At 46.6% G+C, this 19,261-nt stretch carries 15 protein-coding genes and 1 pseudogene; 13 read left to right on the top strand and 3 right to left on the bottom strand.

The window, feature by feature from the left end; translation table 11 throughout:
* Nucleotides 1–10: 10 nt before the first annotated feature.
* The 12 genes from MKZ13_RS23970 to MKZ13_RS23915 all read left to right on the top strand — a co-directional run bounded on the left by MKZ13_RS23970 (nucleotide 11) and on the right by MKZ13_RS23915 (nucleotide 14,068).
* Entirely contained in the window at nucleotides 11–220 is a 210-nt protein-coding gene (locus tag MKZ13_RS23970; RefSeq protein WP_017686815.1) for a hypothetical protein, read from the top strand.
* Nucleotides 221–514: 294 nt separating this feature from the next.
* Nucleotides 515–1,582, top strand: coding sequence for an AI-2E family transporter (locus MKZ13_RS23965; protein ID WP_076212453.1), 1,068 nt, complete (start codon nucleotides 515–517; stop codon nucleotides 1,580–1,582).
* A gap of 436 nt (nucleotides 1,583–2,018) precedes the next feature.
* Complete coding sequence (gene alaS / locus MKZ13_RS23960) at nucleotides 2,019–4,640, top strand: alanine--tRNA ligase (protein ID WP_339178785.1); 2,622 nt, start codon at nucleotides 2,019–2,021, stop codon at nucleotides 4,638–4,640.
* Between the two features lie 129 nt (nucleotides 4,641–4,769).
* Entirely contained in the window at nucleotides 4,770–5,030 is a 261-nt protein-coding gene (locus MKZ13_RS23955; RefSeq protein ID WP_036616950.1) for an IreB family regulatory phosphoprotein, read from the top strand.
* Nucleotides 5,031–5,158: 128 nt separating this feature from the next.
* Nucleotides 5,159–5,575: a Holliday junction resolvase RuvX gene (ruvX, locus tag MKZ13_RS23950; RefSeq protein WP_036616953.1), complete on the top strand. Its 417-nt coding sequence runs from the start codon at nucleotides 5,159–5,161 to the stop codon at nucleotides 5,573–5,575.
* A gap of 12 nt (nucleotides 5,576–5,587) precedes the next feature.
* Complete coding sequence (locus MKZ13_RS23945; RefSeq protein ID WP_017686820.1) at nucleotides 5,588–5,887, top strand: DUF1292 domain-containing protein; 300 nt, start codon at nucleotides 5,588–5,590, stop codon at nucleotides 5,885–5,887.
* Entirely contained in the window at nucleotides 5,888–6,202 is a 315-nt protein-coding gene (locus MKZ13_RS23940; RefSeq protein ID WP_047844066.1) for a DUF1292 domain-containing protein, read from the top strand.
* 76 nt (nucleotides 6,203–6,278) lie between these two features.
* Nucleotides 6,279–7,319 (top strand): endolytic transglycosylase MltG, encoded by a 1,041-nt coding sequence (mltG, locus tag MKZ13_RS23935; protein ID WP_339178782.1) that lies wholly within the window; start codon nucleotides 6,279–6,281, stop codon nucleotides 7,317–7,319.
* Nucleotides 7,320–7,333: 14 nt separating this feature from the next.
* On the top strand, nucleotides 7,334–8,263 hold the full coding sequence (locus MKZ13_RS23930) for a peptidase U32 family protein (RefSeq protein ID WP_036616959.1): 930 nt from the start codon (nucleotides 7,334–7,336) through the stop codon (nucleotides 8,261–8,263).
* 17 nt (nucleotides 8,264–8,280) lie between these two features.
* Nucleotides 8,281–9,609: a U32 family peptidase gene (locus MKZ13_RS23925; protein WP_221824739.1), complete on the top strand. Its 1,329-nt coding sequence runs from the start codon at nucleotides 8,281–8,283 to the stop codon at nucleotides 9,607–9,609.
* Between the two features lie 234 nt (nucleotides 9,610–9,843).
* The gene (locus MKZ13_RS23920) at nucleotides 9,844–12,132 is read left to right on the top strand and encodes a methyl-accepting chemotaxis protein (protein ID WP_339178779.1); all 2,289 of its coding nucleotides are present in this window, start codon (nucleotides 9,844–9,846) and stop codon (nucleotides 12,130–12,132) included.
* A 94-nt stretch (nucleotides 12,133–12,226) separates the two neighbouring features.
* Nucleotides 12,227–14,068: a penicillin-binding protein 2 gene (locus MKZ13_RS23915; protein ID WP_339178778.1), complete on the top strand. Its 1,842-nt coding sequence runs from the start codon at nucleotides 12,227–12,229 to the stop codon at nucleotides 14,066–14,068.
* Here the strand turns inward: MKZ13_RS23915 and MKZ13_RS23910 are convergent.
* Entirely contained in the window at nucleotides 14,047–15,243 is a 1,197-nt protein-coding gene (locus tag MKZ13_RS23910) for an AI-2E family transporter (RefSeq protein ID WP_339178776.1), read from the bottom strand. The two genes, MKZ13_RS23915 and MKZ13_RS23910, sit on opposite strands and share 22 nt — an antisense overlap.
* Nucleotides 15,244–15,417: 174 nt before the next feature.
* Here MKZ13_RS23910 and MKZ13_RS23905 point away from each other — a divergent pair, with 174 nt between their 5' ends.
* The gene (locus MKZ13_RS23905; protein WP_339178773.1) at nucleotides 15,418–16,821 is read left to right on the top strand and encodes a polysaccharide deacetylase family protein; all 1,404 of its coding nucleotides are present in this window, start codon (nucleotides 15,418–15,420) and stop codon (nucleotides 16,819–16,821) included.
* A gap of 85 nt (nucleotides 16,822–16,906) precedes the next feature.
* Here MKZ13_RS23905 and ilvD read toward each other — a convergent pair whose 3' ends face one another.
* The gene (ilvD, locus tag MKZ13_RS23900) at nucleotides 16,907–18,592 is read right to left on the bottom strand and encodes a dihydroxy-acid dehydratase (protein ID WP_074096200.1); all 1,686 of its coding nucleotides are present in this window, start codon (nucleotides 18,590–18,592) and stop codon (nucleotides 16,907–16,909) included.
* A 317-nt stretch (nucleotides 18,593–18,909) separates the two neighbouring features.
* Nucleotides 18,910–19,152, bottom strand: a pseudogene (locus tag MKZ13_RS23895) (general stress protein); the annotation flags it as partial.
* Between the last annotated feature and the right edge of the window lie 109 nt (nucleotides 19,153–19,261).

Genomic DNA, 19,261 nt, shown 5'->3' with positions numbered 1-19,261 from the left:
GTGAATGAATATGAAATGTCCAAACTGTAGTTCCAAAGATATCGGGAAAATTGGTTCCCACCAGTTTTATTGCTGGGGATGCTTTATCGAATTAACGGTGAACGGTGAGAAAATGTCTGTATATCAGGTGGAAGAAGACGGTACGCTGAGTTCTCTGGATGATTTGTTTTTCGGGGACGAGCTGCCACAAGACTTCCCTCATCTTCACGCTTCTTCTTAATAAGCAGGATAACTTCCTCTATATGCGATTTCATGACAATGTCTGTCCTGGGAGGCTGTCGATAATTGTTGGCAGATGTATATAGATGCGGTTACATAGTGGTTCGGCTGGTGTATGGTTGATTATATGCTAACCCGTGCAGCAAAATGCGCTTCCTTCTCTGATGAAGGGGGCGTTTTTTGGATTTAAGAAAAAATGTTCGGATTGCTCCTTTCCACTTCTGGGCTGTGTTAATAAATATTACCTTTCCTACATATACTGACTCTCAGAGCCAGTCCAAAAGGAGAGATGCAAGTGGAGCAATTAACCAAAAACAAGCTGTTCCGTTACGCGATCTGGCTGCTGCTCGGATTGATCATTTTATATTTTATCTGGCTGCTGCGGCCTTTACTGCTTCACATATATGCGTTCCTGAAAACAGTGCTGGCACCCTTTATCGTAGCCCTTATTATATCCTATGTACTCAATCCGATTGTCAGCATGCTGGGAGGGCGCAAGGTGCCGCGTACGATTGCGGTACTACTCATATATGCCTTTTTCCTGACCTGCCTCGGTGTCATTCTGATGAATGTCATTCCGGTATTGATTGAACAGCTGGGGGAACTCAACGAGCATATGCCGGAACTGTCCATGCGTGCCCAGAGCCTGATGAACAATATGGATCACAAATTAATGCCGCCAAGTGTGCGAACAGGCATGAACAGTTGGTTTTTTCAGATGGAGGATCGACTAACTCAGGGAATTACTGTGCTCATGGACAATATCGGGGCCACGATTAATGTGTTATTCAATGTGTTTATCGTGCCATTTCTGATCTTTTATATGTTAAAAGACTTTGAGGTGTTTGAGCGCACCATTGTGGCGTATCTTCCGCGTTCACGTCGTAAAGCGATTGTCTCGGTGATGAAAGAGATCGATACTGCACTGGGGAACTACATTCGGGGACAGTTTATTGTCTGTGTCATTGTTGGTATTTTTGCCTACATTGGTTATATCGTCATTGATATGCCGTATGCCCTGCTGCTTGCAAGCATTGTAGCTGTGTTTAACATTGTACCCTACTTGGGGCCGTTCCTTGGAGCTGCTCCTGCTGTGGTCATGGCATCAACCGTATCGTTCAAAATGGTGCTACTTGTTGTCATTGTGAACACACTGTGCCAAGTGTTGGAGAGCAACGTTATTTCTCCTCAGGTGGTGGGACGTACGTTGCATCTGCATCCACTGTCGATTATATTTGCACTGCTCGTCGGAGGTGAATTGGCAGGCATTGTAGGTTTAATTCTGGCAGTACCTGTTTTTGCCGTGCTGAAGGTGATTGTGCAACACTTTTTTGCCTATTACATCAAACGAAGGACCGACTAAATAGCAGGGGTAAAACATCAACGAGGCCGCGTTGACACCCGCTTGTGCTATCGATATAATGAGTGTGTATGTTGAGAACATGAAATCGATGATGAAATAAAGTACGCCGAGGGTTCCTTTCCTCAGAGAATAGACTTCATCGGATCAGGGTGAGCCTGAACTGATGGCTGGAAGAGTCTTGAAAGATGATGCGGCGGAAAGCTAATTTCGGAGTGCAGGACAACCCTGCCGGGAGCGACCGTTATTTCGCATGAACGAGGAGATTGTTTGTTTGTCCGGGCAGCAAGGGATAAACAGCAATAACCAGGGTGGTACCGCGATAACATCGTCCCTGATTATTCAGGGGCGTTTTTTGTGTTTATTTTTACAAAAAAAAATGTTGACCAACCGGAGCGAATACGCAACGGACTATTATAATTTAATGGGGGCATCCAGTATGAAAGCCAGTGAAATCCGGTCCAAATGGATAGAATTTTTTGCAAGTAAAGGTCACAAAATCGAGCCGAGCGCATCGCTCGTGCCTCACAACGATCCTTCCCTTCTGTGGATCAATGCGGGTATGGCACCGCTCAAACCTTATTTTGACGGACGTGAGAAGCCAGAGAACCCGCGCCTTGCGAACTCCCAAAAATGTATCCGTACCAATGATATCGAGAATGTTGGTAAAACCCGTCGTCACCATACGTTCTTCGAAATGCTCGGCAACTTCTCTATTGGAGATTACTTCAAGGAAGAGACCGTAACATGGGCGTGGGAATTCTTGACCAGCAAAGAGTGGATCGGATTCGATCCGGAACGTCTTTCCGTAACGGTATATCCAGAAGATGAAGAAGCTTTCAAACTGTGGAACGAAAAAGTAGGACTGCCTGCTGAGCGTATCATTAAATTGGATGAAAACTTCTGGGATATCGGCGAAGGCCCATGTGGACCTTGTACCGAGATCTTCTATGACCGCGGCGAAGCTTACGGAAACGACATGAGTGATCCTGAAATGTATCCAGGTGGGGAAAACGAACGTTATCTGGAAGTATGGAACCTGGTATTCTCCCAGTTCAACCATAACAAAGATGGTAGCTACACACCGCTTCCTAACAAAAACATTGATACAGGTGCAGGTTTGGAGCGTTTTGCTTCCATTCTGCAAAATGTGGATTCCAACTTCGACACAGACCTGTTCCAACCTATGATTCAGAGAACAGCTGCTCTTGCGGGTGTGAAATATAACGACAGCGTCGAGATTGATGTTGCACTGAAAGTCATTGCCGATCATATCCGTACGGTTGCTTTTGCAGTAGGTGATGGCGTTCTGCCAAGTAATGAAGGACGCGGATATGTCATCCGTCGCTTGCTTCGCCGTGCAGTTCGTTATGGAAAAGTACTTGGACTTGACCGTCCATTCCTGTATGAACTGACAACAACCGTTGGTGAAGTAATGGGCATGTACTACCCTGAGGTAGTAGACAAACAGGAGTTCATCGCTAAAGTGATCAAAACCGAGGAAGAGCGTTTCCACGAAACACTCACAGATGGTCTGGCTATTCTGGCTGATATCAGCGGCACAGCCAAATCCGAAGGACGCACAGTTATTAGCGGACCTGAAGCTTTCAAACTGTATGATACGTACGGTTTCCCGTTTGACCTGACAGAAGATTATGCAGCAGAGCATGGTCTGACTGTGGACCGTGAAGGTTTTGATGCTTCCATGCAGAAACAGCGTGAGCTTGGACGTGCTGGGCGTCAAGAGAACGAGAGCATGAAAGTTCAAGGCGGACCACTTGCTGACCTGGAGGTTAAAAGTGAGTTTGTTGGTTATACTGACCTGTTGACGGAAGCAAAAGTGGTAGCCATCGTAGCTGGTGACGCCCTTGTTGAATCTGTAGGCGAAGGACAAACGTGTCAGGTTGTTCTGGACAAAACTCCGTTCTACGCGGAAAGTGGCGGTCAAGTGAGTGATCAGGGCTTGCTGCGAGGTGCTGGTGTAACAGCAAAAGTACAAGGTTTGTTCAAAGCTCCGCAGGGACAACACGTTCATCTGGTGACGGTAGAGTCCGGTGAATTGCGTGTGGGTGAAGTTATCCGTGCTGAAGTAGATGCAGCCAAACGTGGTGACATTATCAAAAACCATACAGCTACCCATTTGCTGCACAAAGCACTCAAAGATGTGCTCGGAACTCACGTAAATCAGGCGGGATCGCTCGTTGAGCCACAGCGTCTGCGGTTTGACTTCTCTCACTTCGGCAGCATTACGCCGGAAGAGTTGACAGAGATTGAGCGTCAGGTGAACGAACAGATCTGGAATCGTCTGAACGTGAACATCGAGCTGAAAGCTATTGATGAAGCCAAAGAAATGGGTGCGATGGCCCTGTTTGGTGAAAAATATGGAGATATTGTGCGTGTCGTTCAAGTCGGAGACTACAGTTTGGAACTTTGTGGCGGCTGTCACGTAAATAATACTTCAGAGATCGGAATCTTCAAACTGGTGAGCGAGAGCGGAATTGGCTCCGGCGTACGCCGGATCGAAGCTGTAACTGGCCGCGGCGCATATCTGTATGTGGAAAGCCAGTTGGAACTGCTCAAACAATCAGCAGCACTGCTCAAAGCCAATGTGGCTGATGTACCTAAACGGATTGAAGGTCTGAACCAACAACTGAAAGAAGCAGCCAGAGAGACTGAATCCCTGCAAAGCAAGCTGAGTGCCATGGAAGCGGGTCAATTGACGGATCAAGTGGTACAAGCAGGAAATACACAATTGCTGGCAGCACGCGTAGATGCTCCGAACATGGATGCGCTGCGTACAGTGGCAGATGAGTTGAAAGTAAAATTGCCTAACGCGGTACTCGTATTGGGTGCTCCAGCGGACGGCAAAGTGAATTTTGTTGTAGCTGTACCTGCTGAACAAGTAAAACAAGGACTACACGCTGGTAAAATCGTCAAAGAAGTCGCAGCAGTATGCGGCGGTGGCGGTGGTGGACGTCCAGATATGGCGCAAGCCGGAGGTAAGGATGCGACCAAGCTGGATGAAGCGCTGAAACTGGCGGTTTCGCTGGTTAGCCAGTAAAGGACAAGCAAAAAACACAATTGCCTTATCCTTTGTTTACTTGTGGCAGTCAGAATATGTTATTATATAAACAGAAATCAATTCGGCAGGACATGGTCCCCATGTTCATGCAGGAGCGAGGTGTCATCAATGGACTCCATGGATAAGACGGTTAAATTTAATGTGAAAGGTGACGAACAGGAAGCATCATCCAAAGAGATTCTTCTCACGGTATATGATGCATTGGTCGATAAGGAGTATAATCCGATCAACCAGATTGTTGGGTATCTGATTTCTGGAGACCCGGCATACATTCCTCGTCACAACAACGCACGTAGTCTGGTCCGTAAAAAGGAGCGCGATGAGCTGATTGAAGAGCTTGTACGTTCCTATCTGGCCAATCACCGGTAATGTACGCCGCTTCCGCTGTGTTGCAGCCTTGCAGGCAGCGGGAAATGAACCGACAGAAGACAGCCTGAAGCTTGAGAAGGCGATTATTTGTAATCGACCTGAGCAGGCCCCAGGATGGGAGAGCATGGATGAAAATATTAGGTTTGGACTATGGGGACCGAAGAATCGGAGTTGCCGCGAGTGACGCCTTCGGTTGGACTGCCCAGGGATTGGAAGTGCTAGAACGCCGCCGTGATGAAGGCGAGTTCGCTCGGATTGCCGAACTTGTGCGTGAGCATGAGATTAGTGAGATCGTAGTCGGACTTCCCAAAAACATGAACGGCACCGTAGGACCGCGCGGTGAGATATGCATTGCTTTTGCCGATCGCCTGCGGGATGAACTGAATTTACCTGTTCACCTTTGGGATGAACGGCTGACAACCATGGCAGCAGAACGTACGCTGATTGAAGCGGATGTCAGTCGGAAAAAACGCAAACAGGTTGTGGACAAAATGGCCGCAAGCTTGATTTTGCAAAATTATTTGGATGCCAATAGTAGAAGGTGAGGGGGATCAACAATGGCTGAAGATCAACTGGGTATGGAAGAAGAAGCGGAAATTATTTACATTGCGGATGACGAGGGTAATGAAGAGGAATTCGAAGTCATCATGAAGTTTGAAGTAGATGGTTCGGAGGCCAAGTACATGATGGTTGCTCCGGTTGAACCTGAAGATGGCGAAACGGATGTATATGCATTCCGTTATGAAGAAGAGGGCGACGATATTAAACTTTTCGTCATCCAAGATGATGCCGAATGGGATATCGTTGAGGAGACGTTTAATACATTTCTTGCTGAAGATGAAGAGGAAGCGAACTAAATGACGGAATATAGCCGCAAAGACCTGAAATGGACAGATTCACTGCGTCTGGCATTCGGTGCTCATGTTGAGCTCGAGGAAGAGAACGGTAAATCACAACCGTATGACTTGTTGGCTGAGTTCGAAGTGAACGGTCAGCAGTACGCGGTGCTCCGCAGTTCGTTGCGACCTTATGACGAGGTTGAACTTCTGCGGGTATCACCTGGAAGTGAAGACCAGATCATGCCAGAGTTAGTTACGATCGACGATGATGATGAGTGGGAGAACATCTCGGAACTGTATGATGAGTGTACACTCCCCATTGACGAAGATTAAATCAGCTTCAAATTGAAGAAACCGGGAGGGCGGAGAAGTCCGCTCTTTTTGGTTGTGTAAAGGAGTTGTTTCTTTTTTGAAAGGGAAAGCAATTGTAGTCATACTGCTTATCATTGTAGTTCTTGTCGGAGGCGCAGGCGGTTACGTGTGGAGTATGATGCGTCCTGTGGAAGTTTCTACAGAACCGGTCGTATTCGAGATTAAGAGCGGATCGGGAACTTCGAAAATCGCGGATCAGCTTCAAGAAGAAGGCCTCATCCGAAGCGGGTTAACCTTCAAAGGGTATTTAAAGTGGAAGAAACTAGGTTCTAATTTCATGGCGGGTACATATTCAATGAATCCTGGCGTGACATATGATGAGATTGTTAGCAAGCTGAGGAGTGGCGAAGTTGTACCGGAAGAAATGGTGAAATTTACGATTCCGGAGGGTTATAACGTTCTGCAAATGGCGGGTAAGCTTTCTTATGAGCATGTTGTAGATCGGGATGAATTCATCAAGCTGGCCAATGATCCTTCGGCCTTTGATGTAGATATCATCAAAGATATTCCAGTGGATGAAGAACTTCGCTACGTATTGGAAGGGTATCTGTTCCCGGAGACGTATGAGCTGAAAAAGGGAAGTTCCACGCATGATGTGATGCAACGGATGCTGGAAGAATTCCAGACCAAGATTAATTCCATTCCTGATTTGAAAGCCAAGCTCCAGGAAAAGAACCTTTCCCTGCATGAACTGCTGACGATTGCGTCACTCGTGGAGAAAGAAGTTGTAGTGGACGAGGAACGTGCTCTGGTTGCAGGTGTAATCTACAATCGGATCAATCAGGATATGAAGTTGGAGATTGATGCTACCGTGCAATATCTGCTCGACAGACCGAAGGAGCGATTGTTTTTCAAGGATCTAAAGGTGAAAAGTCCCTATAATACGTATCTGAACAAAGGCTTGCCACCAGGTCCAATTGCCAGTCCAAGTCTTCCGTCCATTGAGGCAGCGCTAAATCCGGAAGCTTCGGAGTATCTGTTCTATGTGACAAAAAAGGATGGCTCGTCTGGACATCTATTTGCCAAAACGTATAAGGAACACCAGCAAAATATAGCCAAAAGTAAGGCTGCGCAATAAGCGGAGGGGATTATATGAGTAAGAAACATGAACTGCTCGTTACAGCAGCGAATGTGAAAGAGGCAGAAGTGCTTCTCCAAGCGGGAGCAGATGCTCTGGTCATTGGAGATGATCGATTCGGCATGCGTCTTCCAGGCAGCTTTAGCGTGGAAGAGACAGCAGAGGTGGTTGCCATTGCAGCCAAACATCAGGCGCGTGTGTATGTATCCATGACTAATCTGATGTCCAACGAACTGTTGAAAGAATTGCCTGAATATGTCCAAGCACTTGGCAGAATCGGTATTGATGGTGTGGAGTTTAATGATCCATCCGTGCTGGCTACCATGAAGGAATACGCGCCACATGTGAAGCTGCACTGGAATGCGGAGATGACTTCAACGAACTATGCGACGGCCAACTATTGGGGAACCAAGGGAGCTAGTCGTGTTGTGCTTGCCCGTGAGTTGAATATGGACGAGTTGACGGAAATGGTCCCTTTTCTGAAAGTGGAAGCTCAGGTTCAGGTGCATGGCATGACGAATATTTATCATTCCAAGCGCAGTCTGGTGCAAAGTTATATGGCTCATCAAGGGCGGCCGGTTGAGGGACATCTGGGGAAAGAGCGGGGATTGTTCCTGATCGAGGCTGAACGTCGGGATGAGAAATTCCCGATCTACGAGGATATTAACGGTACACACATTATGAGCTCTGAGGATATATGTATCCTCGAAGATCTTCATCTGTTGATGGAGGCGGGTGTGCACAGTTTCAAAATTGAAGGTATGTTAAAATCACTCACCTACAATGAAGCTGTTGTACGTGCATATCGGACAGCGATTGACAGTTATGTAGCCGATGCTGATGCATATGCGTTCTCTGAAGAGTGGCTCGCTGAGGTGCGGAAGTTACAGGACCCTGAACGTGAATTGTCGTTTGGATTTTTCTATAAAGAACAAGTGTATTAATAGACGAGGTGAACAGAATGGAAACAGTGGCGGTACAGCGGAAGTTTTCGGGGAAACGTAACCGTCTGGACAAACCGGAGCTGCTAGCTCCGGCGGGTAATCTGGAAAAACTGAAATTTGCAATCCATTACGGTGCAGATGCCGTATATATCGGTGGACAGGCCTATGGACTGCGTTCCAACGCGGATAACTTTAGCTTTGAAGAGATGCGTGAAGGTGTGGAGTTTGCCAAAAAGTATGGAGCCAAGGTGTTCGTAGCGACAAACATCTATGCACATAATGAGGATGTTGAGGGGATCGAAACATACCTGCAAAACCTCTATAATGCGGGGATCTCTGCGATCATCGTAGCCGATCCGGCTATCATTGAAGTAGCCCTTCGTGCTGTGCCAGGCCTTGAGGTACACCTAAGTACTCAACAATCCACACTCAACTGGCAAGCCGTGAAGTTCTGGAAAGATGAAGGACTTCCACGTGTTGTTCTCGGACGTGAGACCAGCTTTGAAGAGATTGAAGAGATCAAGGCCAATGTGGATATCGAAATTGAAGCCTTTATTCATGGGGCGATGTGTTCCTCGTATTCCGGACGTTGTGTGCTCTCCAATCACTTTACGGATCGGGACTCCAACCGGGGCGGCTGTTGCCAGTCTTGCCGCTGGAAGTATGATCTGTTCGAGGATGCGAGAGAAGATACGGTGTGGGTCAGCGAAGAGGACATGCAGATGAAGGCCCCTGCGACATTCAAACTGGGTGAGAACCAGCTTCCCCTGTTCGAGGAACAGGATAATTCATTCTCCATGGGATCAAAGGATCTGTGCATGATTGGCCATATTCCCGAGTTGATTGATGTGGGAGTGGACAGTTTCAAGATTGAAGGACGTATGAAATCGATCCACTACGTGGCAACTGTGGTTAACGTCTACCGTCAAGCTATTGATTCCTATATGGCAGACCCGGAAAATTATGTTCTGAAACCTGAATGGGTTGAAGAAATGAACAAAGCGGCGAATCGCCCGCTGAATACCGGATTTTTCTATGATACACCAGACCATGAAGATCATATCTATGAACCGGAAGAAAAGGCTGTACCTTTTGACTTCGCTGGCTTGGTCATGGGGTATGATGCTGAAACAGGAATGGCAACCATTCAACAGCGCAATCACTTCAAACCAGGACAGGAAATCGAATTTTTCGGTCCGGGAGGTCACTTTTTCAAACAGGTCGTCGGTGAAATACAGGATGAAGAAGGCAATGTTCTGGATGCTGCTCGTCACCCGTTGCAGCTGATTAAAATGAAGGTAGACCAACCGGTTTCGTACTTCGATATGATGAGAAAAAAGAAGTAGGCTCAAATACCTACGATGTGTCAATATTGTATTATGATTTAACAAAATAGTGTTATGAAATTTACTTGGGGACCTCCGTTTATCGGCAGATGGGGGTCTTTTTTTTATAGAAAAATAGGAATAAAGTTGTAAAATATTTCTGGGAAGTGAAAGGGGAACGAAGAAAGCTGTCGAATACTACATATTTATAGGGGAGAGAAAGAAAAATCCAACAAGTAAATTACTGGCAGGTGAATGGGATTGGTTCAAAAGAAGCAGAAAGACAGTGGGGAGCAAGTGACAAAAGCCGAGCAGGTTAATCCTGAGAAGGTTCAGAAAGTGAAGAAAGAAAAAGTAGTCAAAAGCAAAACAACAGGCACTGGCAAAAGATTGTTTAAGATTGACCGCAGCAAGCTCAAGCTGGGCTGGATCAAGACTGATTGGGTGAAGAAACAATTTAAAAACCGGGATTGGAAAAACCTTGGAGGTTCTTCTTTCCAACAGATTAAGAAGGCAAATCCGGTTAAATCCGTAGGGGTTAAACTGTTCTTGATCTTTTTTGCGGGAATTATGATTTTTGTAGTGAGTTTAGGTCTATTATCCTATTCAAAAGCCAAGGGTACGATAGAGAAAAATGCCTCACGTGCCAATCAGGAGACCATTGATCAGACCAAACAAAAAATGGACATTATTTTGGAGAGATTTGTGGATACATCCACACAGATTTTCTTTGATCCTGAAATGCAGTCCTTGCTACAAAAAATGTCAGATCAAAATCTGACTGCGTATGATACATTCATAAACTCAAGTTCAATCAACAAGCAATTATCCAATGTTGCATTTACAAATAAATCTATGGAAGCGATTTATTTGGTACCTACGGACGATACAAAGTCCATTATGGGTACAGGTAGTAACAGTTCATCCATGGGCAACATTCGCCAAGAAGCATGGTACAGTGAGTTGATTGAGGTGGGCGGTTATCGCTGGCTTCCAACTGAGGTCAAGGAAGATGGCTCAACCCCAACGTTTAAAATTGCACGTTCAATGAAAAACCTGCAGGGAACGACCCAGTCGTATGTTCTGGTTATTGAACTGAAACTGGAAGTTCTGGAGGAACAATTGAAATCGCTTGATCTGGGGCCAGGAGCTATTCTTCAACTGATTGCTCCGGATAATAAAGTGGTTGCATCCTCAATCTCGGATCGTACGGGACAAGATACAGAGCTTGCATTTGTCAAAGAGTTGACCGAACCAGCAGGTAGCACGAATACGGAGTATACGGTAGATGGCAAATCTACGGAAATGCTGGCTGTATACAGTACGATGGATACATCCAATTGGAAACTGGTTGGTATGATACCTACCTCTGTTTTGGTCCAGGATGCAAAGGGCATTCTAACCCTGACCTTGTGGATGGCGCTGATTGATGCGGGGATTGCCGTATTGATCGGGATCTGGATGGTGCGTATGATCGCTCGTCCACTCGGCAAATTGAAAGACCTGATGCAGGAAGGTGCGAAAGGTAATCTTAAAGTTCGTACACCTTATAGCTCCAAGGATGAAATTGGTCAGCTCTCGACCGCCTTCAATCTGATGATGGAGCAGATTACTAAGCTGGTTGAACAAACCAATCGTTCTGCGCAGGAAGTATTGGATACGGCCTCTGAGCTGAGCAGTGCATCCAAGAAAACGGCTGTATCTGCTTCGGAGATCGCCGTAGCTACAGAGGAGATCGCAGGCGGTGCAGGCAGTTTGGCAACCGAAGCGGAACGTGGTAATGAATTAACTGACAATATCTCTCGTCAGATGCAGAGTGTAATCGCTGCTAATGAACAGATGGGTGATTCTGCTCGTCATGTAGAGAAGTCCAGTCAGACAGGAACACAACATCTGAATCAGTTGATGACCAAAACCCAGAAGACAGAAGAAATGATTGGTGCACTGGTGAATAAGGTTGATTCGCTGAAAGAGAGCACGTCCTCTGTTCTGAAAGTGCTTGAAGTACTGCAAAACATAACGAAACAGACCAATATCCTTTCCCTGAATGCGACCATTGAAGCAGCACGTGCCGGTGCAGCCGGACGCGGATTCATGGTGGTGGCAGATGAGGTTCGTCAACTTGCGGCTCAATCCAGACAATCCATTGAGATGGTTGGAGAGATAACAGACAAAATCATGACTGAAATGAATGAGACCGTGGATGCTTTGTCTGCAGCTTATCCGTTATTCAAGGAACAGATGGATGCGGTTAAAGACACCAACGTCATCTTTGCTTCCGTACAGGAACAGATGGGTGCATTTGTGGAACGTCTGGGCATGGTGACAGGTTCTATTGGAGATTTAAATAAATCTCAAGGTACGTTGTCTGAAGCAATGAGTAATGTCAGCGCTGTAGCTGAAGAATCTTCTGCAACGTCCCAAGAAGTAGCTTCCTTGAGCAGTGAACAGCAAAATATCAGTAACCAGCTGGTCAATCTGTCTGGCAAACTGGAGAATGTGTCTACTGAACTGAAAGAAACCTTGTCACGCTTTACGGTGTAAAAAGCCAAGGTTGAAATGTGGAGAACCTGTCCCGCACATGGGACAGGTTTTCTTTTTTGTTTACCGGATAATTCCAAGTCATATCAGCAATAATATGATCAAAACGACAAAAGGTGAGATTGGGATGTATCTCCTTGCGAAACGGCGAATCTATATAACTTGTATTCTTCTAACTCTTGTCTTTGGAATGCTTATATTACGATTGGGTTGGGTCCAGATTGTTCAGGTGAATCAGACGATGCCCGGATTTCACCGAACGGTACGTGAAATGTCTGTATTGCAGCGTGAACGCGGGGTGATGCTTGACCCGGGGCGGGGACAATTTACGGATTACAAGGGTGAAGCGTTGACTGGTAAGCTGCAATGGGGATTGATTCTTTTTCCACAGGCAGGACCATTAGAGACATTACGCAAGCATGGGACATTAGAAGGCTCCGAGATGATACAGTTGGCAGCTATATTACATACCGATCTGGATCAATTGAAGAAGGAATGGAATCAGGAAAATGTACCTCATTTCTGGACAGCAGGTACACATCAGCCTGTTCATTTGACGTCTGCTCAGGTGGAGCGCCTACGTAGTTTGCAGCTGCAAGGAGCTGGCATCTATCCGATGATGACAAGGTATCTTCAGGGGCATACAGGGATGCAGTGGATGGGTTATCTGTCTGAACAGCCTGAGTCCTCCAAGGTTATAACTGGGCATCAGGATGAAGTAAAACAGCCATTTGCTATGAAATCAGGGGCAGCTGGACTGGAGAGGACACTTGAACCCCTGTTAAGGGGAATTGGCCCTACGCTTGTATCACGCATGGTTTCGGGTGGTGGAGAGATTATCCCCGATGTTCAGCCACATGTCATTGCACCAGCCAATAGCCATTATCCTTTACGTGTAGAAACCACAGTGGATGCTGAGTTACAGCGTGGGTTGGAGGAGTTGACGCAAGAATCAGGATTACAAGAAGGGGCCGTGGTTGTGTTAGATGCCGCTAATGCAGATGTTCGCGCCATGATCTCCCGCCCTTTCTATCAGCCACAACATGTGAACCCCAAGCAATCGGCCTGGGGTAATCGTGCAGTAGAGGGAGCCGTACCGGGTTCCATTTTCAAAGTTGTCACTGCGGCTGCTGCTTTGGAGTATCATGCGGTTTCTAGCGGAGAAGAATTCCATTGCGGTGGTGAGTACGGAAGATATGGGCTGTCTTGCTGGAAGGAGCATGGGCATGGAGACCTGAATCTGGAGCAAGGATTCGCGGAGTCTTGCAACATCGTATTCGCGGAAACGGCGCGCAGGCTTAGTATGGAGCAACTGGAGAACACGGCTGATCGTCTGGGACTCGCGCGTCCGATTGGCTGGGAGGGGAAGCAGATGGCAGGAATGCCCGTGTTACGACACTTTGATCATGAGGATCACGGTCGTGTGAGAACAGAGACTGTTTCTTCTGCTGATGAAGGTGCGAAAATACAGACAGCAATCGGCCAGCGCGATGTCTTGGTCACACCGCTGCAAGCTGCCAATCTGATCGTTACACTGTTACATGATGGAAAGGTTAGTGCACCACGTCTCGTTAAGCGCATCCGATATGCGGATGGTGGTACCATGCTGGAAATGCCCTTGCATGATTCACCTTCAACATCAGGACAGATTGCTCCCGCAACAGCGCATAAACTGTTATCATGGATGAATAAGGTAGTACGTGAGGGAACAGGAAAATCCCTGCAGCGTGCACGGTGGCATGTTGCAGGGAAATCAGGTACAGCTCAGATACAGAAACATGGAGAGAAGCGCAATAATCAATGGTTCATTGGTTATGGACCGGTAGAACAACCCCAATATGCTGTAGCTGTTCTTGTTCAAAATGTCTCTCCTGACAGCCAACATCAAGCGACGGCTCTATTCAGGAAGGTGATGGACTATTTGGCTGAGTCCTCATGATCCTTCGCAGAAACGGGACGTTGTACAGTAGACTCGGCAAAATTCGCTGAGGCCTTACTAACCGGTGGGTCCATGACCAATGGAGAGGATTCAAATTCATCTTTTGGCAGGTGAATCCACTTTTGGAGGTACCCTTGTTGTAACAGTTCTTTCAGAAGGATCAGGAGCACTGGAGATAACACTACACCAGCCAGGCCAAAGATCGAAAGGGAGATCAGCATAAACGAAAGCATCAAGTACGCCGAAGATACACCAATCGAATTACCCGATATTTTCGGTTCCAGCAATTGTCTTGTCAGCATCGTCACTGCCAGAATCACAATCAGGCCAATCGCCAGGCTGCTATTGCCAATAATGAATAAGTAGACGATCCATGGAATAAACACAACAGGAACGCCAAGCAATGGTACCAGATCAAAAACCGCACAGACTGCTGCAATGGTAAAGGCGTTAGAGGTTCCCAAAATCAACAAACCTGCATAAATCAATACAAACGTAATGAGCATCATGATCATCTGTGCCTTCAGATACGAGCGGATTGTCTTGAACACGTGATTACGCATGAATTCAATAGCTAACTTTAATGTTTTGGGCGTTTTCGCACGGGCGAACTTGCGCCAGGACTCAATCTCGATACTCAGGAAAAATGCCAGAATAATCGCAATTCCGAAGTTCGTAATAAAAGAAGAGAATGAACTGAGGAAACCTACGACGAATTGCGCGCCGCTAGTTACCCATTTGGACAGGAATCCGGTCAGTGTTGCAAAATAATCATTCGCTTTTTCCATAACTCCATCAGGGAGAGCATCTGACTTGTCCTGAATGAATAACACCAGATTGGTGAATTCACGTTGTATCATCTCAATGTATACGGGGAAATTATCTTGCAGATTGGAAATTTGTGAAATGATAATTAAGCCCACACCAAAAAAGGCAGCGACAATCAATGCAAGAAACAACAAGACGGAGATGGCGGCTCCAAGCGTCTTGGGCATTCCTTTGCGATGTAAAAATTTGGCCAGCGGTTCAATCATCCAATACACGATGAATGATAGAAAGACTGGTGCAGCCACTTGGTATAATTGACTGAAACTGTACATGATCACATACACGGTTAATATGAGCAATGCGATGTCAAAGACAGTTCGCCCGTATTTTTTGTAAAGCGGTAACATGGACATGGCTCCTTTGATGGCAATAATTAGATTGTATTTATTGTACACGATAGCTATCTTTTTGGGAAAACAGGATTCAAGAAAAGTCTGAACTATGATAAAATTAAAGGCGGTTTATTTTAGATAGTGCCATCGTGCACCGTAATTCAGCAGGAGAAGTGGGGAGCTTGCAACATGACAATGATACTTCAGAGTATTCTACTGTGGTTATTGTATCTTTCATCTTTTTACGCCTTTATTCCAAGTTTGATCAGCAGGCTTTTTGGTTTTCGTGTATTTCGACGGGGAAGAAGTGATACACAATTTGCATTAACGTTTGATGATGGGCCAGATCCACACTATACGCCAAGACTGCTCGATCTGCTTCGTCAGCATCAAGCAAAAGCCACATTTTTTGTCGTTGGAGAACATGCTGCGAGTCATCCTGAACTCATACAACGCATACATGACGAGGGTCATCTTATTGGCATTCATAATTATATTCACAAGACGAACTGGCTCATGCGGCCACGTACTGTTCGTGATCAGATTCAGCGAACAGGTCAGATTATCCATGAAGTAACCGGCGTGAAAACTTGTTATTATCGTCCACCGTGGGGGATTATGAATCTGTTTGATTTTTTCAGTAAGAAAGAACGAAAGATTGTACTGTGGTCTTCCATGTTTGAGGACTGGAGAAGCCGAGTAGGTGCCCAGAGATTGACCGAACGGATGCTGAAGGAACTGAGAGGCGGAGAGGTCATGCTGCTGCATGATCGAGGAACGACCCTTGGTGCTGATGCACACGCGCCGGAGCAGATGCTTCAGGCGCTGGAAGTCGTCTTGCAGGAAGCTGAACGGCTAGGCCTGCAAAGCGTACGCGTTGATACGTTGATGGGAGGTATCACAGTGAGCGAATCTCAGAACAAAACGCAATTACAGACACCACTGAAGTTATGGAAGCGGCTCGTTGTGGCCTTGTGGCTGGGTTGGGAGAAGTTGTTTCACTGGGTATATCATCTGCGGACGGCTTCGCCAGAGGACCCCATGCTGCACTTCAGATCACGTGTATATCACGGAGCGCGGATAGAGATGAATGACGGCCATGTTATTCAAAATGGAGATCCGGTGATCGAACTGCATTTTGACAATCAGAAATTGTTTGAACTTGGAGTGACATCACGTTCCAGTATGCATTTGGCTATTCGCATGATTCGGACCATGGAACAGCAATTGCCGGATCTGGCACGCATGGTGGCACTCGAACCTGAGTTACGCTCTGCCAAGGCGATATACGGTGTGAGCATGATTAATAGAGGCCCAGAAAAATTCGGATTTACCATACAAGAATTGCCTCCTGGACCGTTCAGTGCTGCATCCAAAGTATACTTGAAGCTGCTGTTAAGTGTAATCCACCCGGCAGGAACCAAACGACTAAAACAGCGTACAGACCAACTGGTACCCAAGATGATTGCCATGCCGCTGGATCTGCTGTTGGAACGTTACGGTCAACATATGATGCAGGTGGCAGCAACGGTAGAAGAATCCAGAGATGAATCGTTGTTAATTGAACAAGAGATACTGCCAGAGCGGCACTAAACGGACTGATCACACCAACCAGCAAAAGAAAAGGGTTGCCCTTCGCCAGATTTGGCAGAAGAGCAACCCTTTATTTATTAATGAATTAAATGCTCAGTACGCCACCGTTGCTTGCATTGGTAACCAGTTTGGAATAACGAGCCAGGTAACCGGTTTTTACTTTCGGTTCAAAGCCTTTCCAACCTGCACGACGACGTTCAAACTCTTCGTCACTGATGTGCAATTCGATGATACGGTTGTTCAGATCCAGCTCGATGATGTCTCCTTCTTCAACAAAGGCGATTGGACCACCTTCAGCTGCTTCCGGAGAGATATGTCCGATACTGATTCCGCGGGATGCGCCAGAGAAGCGTCCATCGGTGATCAGACCGACTTTAGCACCCAACCCCATACCTACGATTTGGGAAGTAGGAGCCAACATCTCAGGCATACCTGGTCCGCCTTTTGGTCCTTCATAACGGATAACAACAACATGTCCTTCTTTTACTTTGCCGTTAGCAATGCCTTCGAGCGCTTGCTCCTGGGAGTCAAAGCAGATGGCAGGACCTTTGTGGTATCCGCCAACCGAAGCATCAACAGCACCAACCTTGATGATAGCGCCTTGTGGTGCAAGGTTACCAAACAATACAGCCAGGCCGCCTTTTTCGGAATGCGGGTTATCCAGGTGGTGAATGACATTTGTATCCTGAATTTCTTTTCCTTCAACGTTCTCACGGATCGTTTTGCCCGTTACGGTAATGCAGTCACCGTGAATCGCGCCTGGTTTTTTGAGCAATTCGTTCAGCACTGCGCTTACGCCGCCTGCATTGTGAACGTCTTCGATGTGAAGATCGGAAGCAGGTGCAAGTTTCGCCAGATGCGGAACGCGGTTAGCTACTTCATTGATGCGCTCGATTGGATACTCGATGCCAGCTTCATGAGCCAGTGCCAGCGTGTGCAGTACTGTATTCGTAGATCCACCCATCGCCATATCCAGTGCAAACGCGTTATCGATTGCTTCTACAGTAACGATATCACGTGGTTTCAGATCCATTTTAATAAGTTCCATTAGTTGTTTAGCAGATTGTTTAACAAACTCACGACGCTCAGGAGCAACAGCCAGGATGGTTCCGTTACCTGGCATAGCCAGTCCCATCGCTTCAGCCAGACAGTTCATGGAGTTTGCAGTAAACATACCGGAACATGATCCACATGTTGGACAGCCGAACTGTTCAAGTTCAAGCAAGCTCTTATCATCGATTTTACCTGCTTGGTAAGCACCTACGCCTTCAAATACAGAGGTCAAGGACAGAGCTTTACCATTGCTGTCACGACCGGCTTTCATCGGTCCACCGCTGACAAACACGGTAGGGATATTACAGCGGAGTGCACCCATCATCATGCCGGGTGTAATTTTATCGCAGTTCGGGATACATACCATGCCGTCGAACCAGTGAGCTGATACAACCGTTTCCACGGAATCCGCGATAATGTCACGGCTTGGCAGCGAGTAACGCATACCAATGTGTCCCATGGCAATACCATCATCTACTCCGATAGTGTTGAATTCGAACGGAACGCCACCGGCTTCACGAATAGCATCCTTTACAATTTTACCGAATTCCTGAAGGTGGACGTGGCCGGGCACGATATCGATGTATGAGTTACATACGGCAATAAACGGCTTGCCGAAATCCTCTTCTTTAACGCCCGCTGCGCGGAGCAAACTCCGGTGTGGTGCACGGTCAAAACCTTTTTTGATCATATCGGAACGCATCTTCTTGGCTGACATGGTGTATTCCCCCCAAATATATAATATTGAGCAACATGAATGGAAAAGTAAATGGCAGTGCATCTGTCGTTTAATTTCATCCGTACTCTAAAAAAAAGGACCGGCATGCCGGTGTCGAGCTCCCCGTAGTTTGTGAAATTCTTTGCTGCTTTAAACCCGTGAACACCCGGTTTTTCTATTGAGTCTATCACAACCGTCGTCATATTTCTACAATCAATAGAAAGAAGCCTAAAACCTTTTTCATGGAATTAGACTTCTTGATTTGCGGGAAAGCTATGATCATGTTTCGATGTGGCAAGCGGAATTCATTAGTTGCTTCCACCTTTGCGTCCAATCTCACGATAGAATTCCTTATTATGAGTTTCGGAGGTTGCTTCGCCGCCCTTGCGACCAATCTGCTTGTAAAAGTCAGTGTCATGGGCATCTGAAGTCGCTTCTCCACCCTTTTTACCAATCATCTGGTAGAAGCTTCGATCATGGTTCTTGGAAGTGGCTTTACCACCTAATCTGCCAGCTTCCTCACGGCTCATCTTGCGTTCTGACGTCGGTTGACGTGCCATTACAAATCACTCCTTACAACGATAAGTTGTTTTTTGTAGCGCGTATCCCTAATTTACCACCTTATTTCCAGCCTGAAACAATACACCAGGATAGAACGGATGGTGAAGA

The sequence above is a fragment of the Paenibacillus sp. FSL R5-0701 genome, assembly GCF_037973995.1.
GTDB lineage: Bacteria > Bacillota > Bacilli > Paenibacillales > Paenibacillaceae > Paenibacillus.
The sequence above is the reverse complement of the archived record's forward strand: the minus strand, read 5'-3'. Positions and strand labels throughout refer to the sequence as shown.

Bases quoted from the DNA above. Each gene is read 5' to 3' on its own strand.
- ruvX (WP_036616953.1), top strand. From the start codon at position 5,159: ATGAAAATATTAGGTTTGGACTATGGGGACCGAAGAATCGGAGTTGCC.
- MKZ13_RS23925 (WP_221824739.1), top strand. From the start codon at position 8,281: ATGGAAACAGTGGCGGTACAGCGGAAGTTTTCGGGGAAACGTAACCGT.
- MKZ13_RS23955 (WP_036616950.1), top strand. From the start codon at position 4,770: ATGGACTCCATGGATAAGACGGTTAAATTTAATGTGAAAGGTGACGAA.
- alaS (WP_339178785.1), top strand. From the start codon at position 2,019: ATGAAAGCCAGTGAAATCCGGTCCAAATGGATAGAATTTTTTGCAAGT.
- ilvD (WP_074096200.1), bottom strand. From the start codon at position 18,592: ATGTCAGCCAAGAAGATGCGTTCCGATATGATCAAAAAAGGTTTTGAC.
- MKZ13_RS23920 (WP_339178779.1), top strand. From the start codon at position 9,844: ATGGGATTGGTTCAAAAGAAGCAGAAAGACAGTGGGGAGCAAGTGACA.
- MKZ13_RS23905 (WP_339178773.1), top strand. From the start codon at position 15,418: ATGACAATGATACTTCAGAGTATTCTACTGTGGTTATTGTATCTTTCA.
- MKZ13_RS23945 (WP_017686820.1), top strand. From the start codon at position 5,588: ATGGCTGAAGATCAACTGGGTATGGAAGAAGAAGCGGAAATTATTTAC.
- MKZ13_RS23970 (WP_017686815.1), top strand. From the start codon at position 11: ATGAAATGTCCAAACTGTAGTTCCAAAGATATCGGGAAAATTGGTTCC.
- MKZ13_RS23930 (WP_036616959.1), top strand. From the start codon at position 7,334: ATGAGTAAGAAACATGAACTGCTCGTTACAGCAGCGAATGTGAAAGAG.
- MKZ13_RS23940 (WP_047844066.1), top strand. From the start codon at position 5,888: ATGACGGAATATAGCCGCAAAGACCTGAAATGGACAGATTCACTGCGT.
- MKZ13_RS23915 (WP_339178778.1), top strand. From the start codon at position 12,227: ATGATCAAAACGACAAAAGGTGAGATTGGGATGTATCTCCTTGCGAAA.
- MKZ13_RS23910 (WP_339178776.1), bottom strand. From the start codon at position 15,243: ATGTTACCGCTTTACAAAAAATACGGGCGAACTGTCTTTGACATCGCA.